The sequence below is a fragment of the Nostoc flagelliforme FACHB-838 genome, from assembly GCF_014698065.1.
GTDB lineage: Bacteria > Cyanobacteriota > Cyanobacteriia > Cyanobacteriales > Nostocaceae > Nostoc > Nostoc flagelliforme_B.
In genome coordinates, this window is record NZ_JACJSI010000380.1 from 1 (window position 1) to 5436 (window position 5436).

Here is a 5436-nt window from a genome sequence, read left to right on the forward strand (position 1 = left end):
ATATCGATGTCACGGCTGTATCGGGTATGCCCCATTTCCAAACAAAATCGGATTTTAGATGGGTCTCCGATTTTTCCGCCATTTAAATGTTTCATTTTTTGGGAGATATCATCGATGAGAACTTCTACACCTATAGGGTAGGCAGTGTGAACTTCTCGCTGACCCCGGTTGTAACGAGAATACAGGGTTGTTCCATTGCCAAAGTCTAAAATGGTTAATTTTTTGGGTAATGGATGCCCAAACAATGCACCCATACCTTCTAATACAACTTTAACCACTTCTACTTTCACATCTGATTGCTTGCCAGCAAGTATTGGCTGATATTCTCCATTGAGTACTTTTTGCAATTCATCAGCCAGACCAACATCATGTAAACTGACGACTAATTTTAAGTGCCAAGCCCTACGGTGTGGGAGATGTGCTAATGCACCCAATAAAGTCAACAACGCATTATTGACTTTGTTTTCATTATTGTCTGTGTTGCGATCAAAATAATTCCCTGTCCGGTAAGCTGACTCTCCAACAGTGTAAGCACTACCGTTAAAAACTACACGCCCTGGCACATCTTCCATCTCGGCATTGGTTATATAGCTCGGCACACGAACTACTTCAAAGCCTTCGACTAAAAGTTTGAGACTTCCGTAACCGTTATCGAAACCCGCAGGAAAAATTTTTTGTAAGCTGTGAATGTTTGACATAAAGACAAAGGTAATACACTTTGAGAAAGTGAAAATTATCTGTTCAGATAATTTGGAGGAGTAGAGGGGCAGGGGGCAAGGGGCAAGGGAGAGAATTAAAACAGTTCTTAGTGTTTACTATTTACTGTTCAAAATGGACAACTCTGACCTTCAGCAGAATAATTAGTTTTTCTTACACCGATAACTATAATTGTTAATGCAAACAATTTTCTTTTGCTCCCCTGCTCCTCTGCTCAAAAGCCTTTTTTTTCTCCAGACTCAAGAGTTTATCATAAGCCTTTGGGGGCTAAGTGGGGTACAAAATATCAAATAGTCAAATGTACCCTACTTAACACCTATATGTACCCTATATAAGGGTCAGAATGTCTCCAAAGTCTTGAACCATTCTTGGGGCATATATAGCCCCCATATATGTCCCATGAGCAATTTTTAAAATCTTCCCATATAACGAATTAAAAAAAGCAGTCGATGCACATTTTACTTTTCACGCCCAAGGTGAAGGTACCGCCGTAATCGAAAGTACTTCCCTTGCTTGCAGTCTAATTGCTGTTTGCTCACAGTTGGGGCATTTTACCTTTGTGAAAATTACTGAAGGTCGTCCTTTGTACTCGCCCATTACGGGATCTCCGGTGTACTCGCTGATTATTCCCTGCTGGCAATGATAGCACTCGAATATCACACGCCCTACCTCCGAGTTGCAATTCAGGAATTGCATGTGCTGACAGGGTTCTGGTGGTAATTCTGGTTCTTCGGAGCGGTCTTGGAAGGGTATATGAGGTTTGGTTGCTGGTGGTGAATCTATTTTTTTCTTGTTGCGCTTGCCAGTCACCTGCGGCTTAACTTTTGGCGGCTCTAGGGGTTTTTCCTCGACAGGGGGATGGACAGGCTGTTGGTCAGTTGTGAGTTCTTCCGGCAACTTATCATCAGCCGGGATAGGGCTAAATTTGGAAATTTGACCGTTGAGCTTTGGCTCTTGTTTCTCTGGTGTTTTAGATGGACGCTCAGTAGATTTCATTAGTCTTTCTGTCAGGGGGGTTACTTATATTCGTTTTATTTAACCAAAACGTTTTGGTTAACTTTATTTTTATTCTTTATTTTGAATCAGTGATAACATCAAGCCATATATTTGGGTTAATTGACTTATTTGATAATAGATACTCTGCTGAATCTGTTCTAAAAGAATACTTGAAAATTATCTTAGAAATGATAATTCTATGAAGACTAATACAATTGTTGCAAAGTGAGAATTGCTCCTATGGTAAAATCCAAGCCTACGAAGACTACGACCAAATCTGAAAAGCTTCCTAAAATTTTGGCATTTGCTAACCAGAAAGGTGGAGCAGGGAAATCAACAGGAGCAGTTCATGCTGTTGATTGGTTTACCCAGATGGGGCATTCCACTATCTTAGTTGATGCAGATGGGCAGGAAAGCTCATCAAGTTGGTTGAAGGATCTGAACTTGCCTTGTAAGGTCATTGGTGATCCAGAGGTTTTATTTGACGAACTTCCAAAGTTAGCAGAGTCTTATGATGTTGTAATTGTTGATGGACCAGGAAATGCAAGTGAGGTGACAAAAGCAATTTTGATCCGTTCTAATTTAGTACTTATTCCTTGCAGGGACTCCATGATCGATTTAGCAAGTACAGGTAAAATTGTACAATTTGTGCGTCAAGCAAAGGAAATTCGAGGAGGGCTGCCGATAGCAGCGCTTTATCTAAATGCAGTAAAAGACAACACTATTTTATTACGAGAAGCTAGAGAAGCTTTGCAAAGCGGTATTATACCTTTGCTTAATACTACCCTTCCTGACCGTCAGTGTATCAAGGATGCACCTGGACAAGGTAGTACAGTATTTCGTATGAAGGGAGAAGCTCCTAAAGCGGCGGCAAGTGCTTACGTCAAAATCCTAACAGAAGCTTTGAAGTTATTTGAATCAGAATCATGACTCGACGAAAACTCAAGGATAATATTGCTAACAATGAAGAACTGAACTTTGTCTTTGGACAAGCCACTACTCAGGAAATTGTACAAATAGCGGAAGTAGCTCAAGAACAAATCATTCCGCACAACGCAATTGTTTGTACATTCACATTTATTCCAGATGGCAAGCCAGTTCGACATTACTATGATTTAGAAGAGCTACAAGAATGGGCGCTAAATGATATTCAACCCAATGGAATTCGTTCTCCTCTGTGGGTACGTCCCCATCCCACTCAATCTGAAAAATATGAGTTGGTTGCAGGACTTCGGCGATTAAAAGCAGCAGAGATACTAAAATTGGAAGATATACCAGTCAAGGTTTTTGATTGGGATGATCGAACCGCTTTTTATGCTGCGATATCAGAAAATACAAATCGCCGTGACTTCAGTGCTTTAGAGGAATTAGACAACACTTTGCGAGTGCTTGAAATTCAACTGGGCTACGAAACTGAGCAAGTTGTTAGTTTTCTTTACCGAATGAACAACGCCACAAAAAATACTGTTAACCAAAACGTTTTGGTTAGTAAAGAAGCTGAACTTGTTCAACAGGTATTTAATTCATTCGGGCGAATTACTTGGCAATCATTCGTTGCAACTCGACTTCCCTTATTTAAAAAACCAGTAGAGATATTGAATGCTATTCGTCAAGGTAAAATTCATTACACTAAAGGAATTTTGATTGCTAGTGTCAAAGACAAAGATAGCAGGCAAAAAGTTTTAGAAGAAGCTATCAATAATTCCCTTAGCCTTTCTGAAATTAAGCAACGAGTTAAAGCATTGAATGGTAGTAAAAAAGCACTGTCCGAGTCCGAACCTGTAAGTCTGAAACAACGCTTAACTAACACGATTGAGGTGGCAAAGAAAAACAAGATGCTTTGGAGTGATCCGAAAAAAACTCAACAGCTAGAGAATCTGCTTAGTCAGCTTGAAGCGATTGTCAAAAATTGAAAACAGAAGTGGATTTAGTAGTAAGACAAGAGCAATAAACTCAGGCAGTATCGAGCAATTGCAACGCACTGTGACAAACCCACTATTAACATAGATGTCTTCTGAACATAGCCGGATACAGATGCTTCAATCACATCATAGTGCAACTTGGTTGCGGTAAGGTATTGTCAGCTTACCGCAAATTCACACTAAGTACTTCATGTCCCAACCATCAAACTTTCTTCGGCTGATCTATTTTCCATAACCTAGAACGGCAAAACTAACTGGAGAGGTGAGACTAAAGGCTTAATTAAGTATGCGTCTTAGAAAATATCAAACGAGTTTACTATGCTTCCAACCTACCTCTAGCAAGTTTTACCGCTCTAGTCCATAACATATTCCCGTGGAGTTAGGTCAAGATTGAGATCCTTCCATTCCTCGGACGGAATCTTATCAAGTCGTGGCTTAAGCAATTCTTCATCTTTTCGAGACGATCTAAACAACCGCGTTGAAGCTACCGCAGCGTTTCGGTGAAAGCCTTGATGGTTTGCTGGCTCCTCACACAGGCTTTGCACTTGTACTGTCAGGTTTCTGACACCCGTGACAGTTTAAGATAATTGCACATTTGTCAAGTGGGTAAGAAAAAAGGGGACAGATTCAGCCTGGGGACTGGCAGCGTTTGAAAAATTCAGATATATCTACGGCAACACAAAACGACGAACAAAAAAACGATTCGGAATCTTTTTCTCCTGTCCTGGCACAAGACGATGACGGAAGAGCGATTCTGTTACCCAAACTTCCTGGCCTGCAACGGTTAAATTAACGGGTAAATCCATCCTGGATGCTAAGACATTAAATTGAGATCTCGCTCCAGCCTCCAATGGGCGCAGTTGTAATACGCGACCGTTGCCACTCTCGATTCCGGCTTCAAGCATAATGAGAGAGGCATCACTAGCTAACTGGATCGCATCGGAACCATCGATTTTGCGAGGTAGGCTAATTTCTTCAATCACGGGATTTTCGACCGTTCTCGGCGTTACCTTAAACAATCGACCATCAGAGTACATCGTCACGAATAAAACACCGTCCGGTCTGCGAACAATTCCAGACAGTCCAAATCGCAATTGGGTGCGGAATCGCTCATCTTCCGCCCAAGTCTGAAGTTGACTCGCTCCAGGTGAGAGGTAGTGAATTCGAGGGCGTGAGCTATCGGTCACATAAACACCGCCATTCGTGTCGAGTGCAAGATCATTTCCAAAACCACCATCAGGCATGATGATGATTTGCAGCACTTTCAAAGAGCGAGTGTCGAGCGCAAAAATTCGCCCTGGTCTACGAACAATTTCACCATTGGATTGAGGTGTGCCTAAAACATCAGGAGAAGCTCCCCATAAAATTTCTCGTGCTTCATCTAGGCGGAGGCTAGTAATAGCAAATATGTCGCTGTTACCCGGAAAAAGTGTTTCAATCCTACCGTTTGGAAAAATTTGTAGGATACGACCGTTGGTAACAGAACCAACATAAAGTGTGCCATCCTTAGTACGCGCAATGCCATTAGGATATTGAAAGCTAGAAGGCAATTCAATGGGAGACAGTTCTCTGGCATAAGCAGCAGTGGGATAAAGAGCATCGGTGGTAATCGCAGCCAACCCGGACAAAGCAATCAATACATCTCGCCTTTTCATTTACTTCATTTCTCCAAGCTCTAGATCACAGATGAATGGCATAACCACCATCTACGGAAATCGTTTGTCCGGTGATATAGGAAGTTGCATCAGAGCAGAGCCAAACCACTGTTTCTGCCAGTTCTTCTGATGTACCCAGACGCTGG

At 41.7% G+C, this 5436-nt stretch carries 6 protein-coding genes; 2 read left to right on the top strand and 4 right to left on the bottom strand.

What is annotated here, in order from left to right; genetic code table 11:
- Together H6G97_RS44240 and H6G97_RS51720 are read right to left on the bottom strand one after the other, a co-directional pair.
- Positions 1-698: ParM/StbA family protein (locus tag H6G97_RS44240; RefSeq protein WP_190946825.1), on the bottom strand; the 698-nt coding region annotated here is incomplete at its 3' end.
- Between the two features lie 484 nt (positions 699-1182).
- Entirely contained in the window at positions 1183-1713 is a 531-nt protein-coding gene (locus H6G97_RS51720; RefSeq protein WP_199350087.1) for a hypothetical protein, read from the bottom strand.
- 240 nt (positions 1714-1953) lie between these two features.
- On the opposite strand from H6G97_RS51720, the gene H6G97_RS44250 reads away from it, so the two are divergent.
- Positions 1954-2643 carry a ParA family protein gene (locus H6G97_RS44250; RefSeq protein WP_199339887.1) on the top strand — a complete coding sequence of 230 codons (690 nt, stop codon included), beginning with the start codon at positions 1954-1956 and terminating at the stop codon, positions 2641-2643.
- A complete protein-coding gene (locus tag H6G97_RS44255; RefSeq protein WP_199339886.1) occupies positions 2640-3626 on the top strand; it encodes a ParB/RepB/Spo0J family partition protein in 987 nt (328 codons plus the stop codon). The genes H6G97_RS44250 and H6G97_RS44255 overlap by 4 nt, the downstream gene beginning before the upstream one ends.
- Before the next feature lie 677 nt (positions 3627-4303).
- On the opposite strand, the gene H6G97_RS44260 is transcribed toward H6G97_RS44255, so the two are convergent.
- Together H6G97_RS44260 and H6G97_RS55155 are read right to left on the bottom strand one after the other, a co-directional pair.
- Positions 4304-5290, bottom strand: a complete 987-nt coding sequence (locus H6G97_RS44260) for an NHL repeat-containing protein (RefSeq protein WP_190946826.1) — start codon at positions 5288-5290, stop codon at positions 4304-4306.
- Between the two features lie 25 nt (positions 5291-5315).
- Positions 5316-5429 carry an SDR family oxidoreductase gene (locus H6G97_RS55155; protein WP_277883435.1) on the bottom strand — a complete coding sequence of 38 codons (114 nt, stop codon included), beginning with the start codon at positions 5427-5429 and terminating at the stop codon, positions 5316-5318.
- Positions 5430-5436: the final 7 nt, after the last annotated feature.

What these genes read in the sequence shown, in the direction of transcription:
- H6G97_RS51720 (WP_199350087.1), bottom strand. Translation starts at nt 1,713, where the DNA reads ATGAAATCTACTGAGCGTCCATCTAAAACACCAGAGAAACAAGAGCCA.
- H6G97_RS44250 (WP_199339887.1), top strand. Translation starts at nt 1,954, where the DNA reads ATGGTAAAATCCAAGCCTACGAAGACTACGACCAAATCTGAAAAGCTT.
- H6G97_RS44255 (WP_199339886.1), top strand. Translation starts at nt 2,640, where the DNA reads ATGACTCGACGAAAACTCAAGGATAATATTGCTAACAATGAAGAACTG.
- H6G97_RS44260 (WP_190946826.1), bottom strand. Translation starts at nt 5,290, where the DNA reads ATGAAAAGGCGAGATGTATTGATTGCTTTGTCCGGGTTGGCTGCGATT.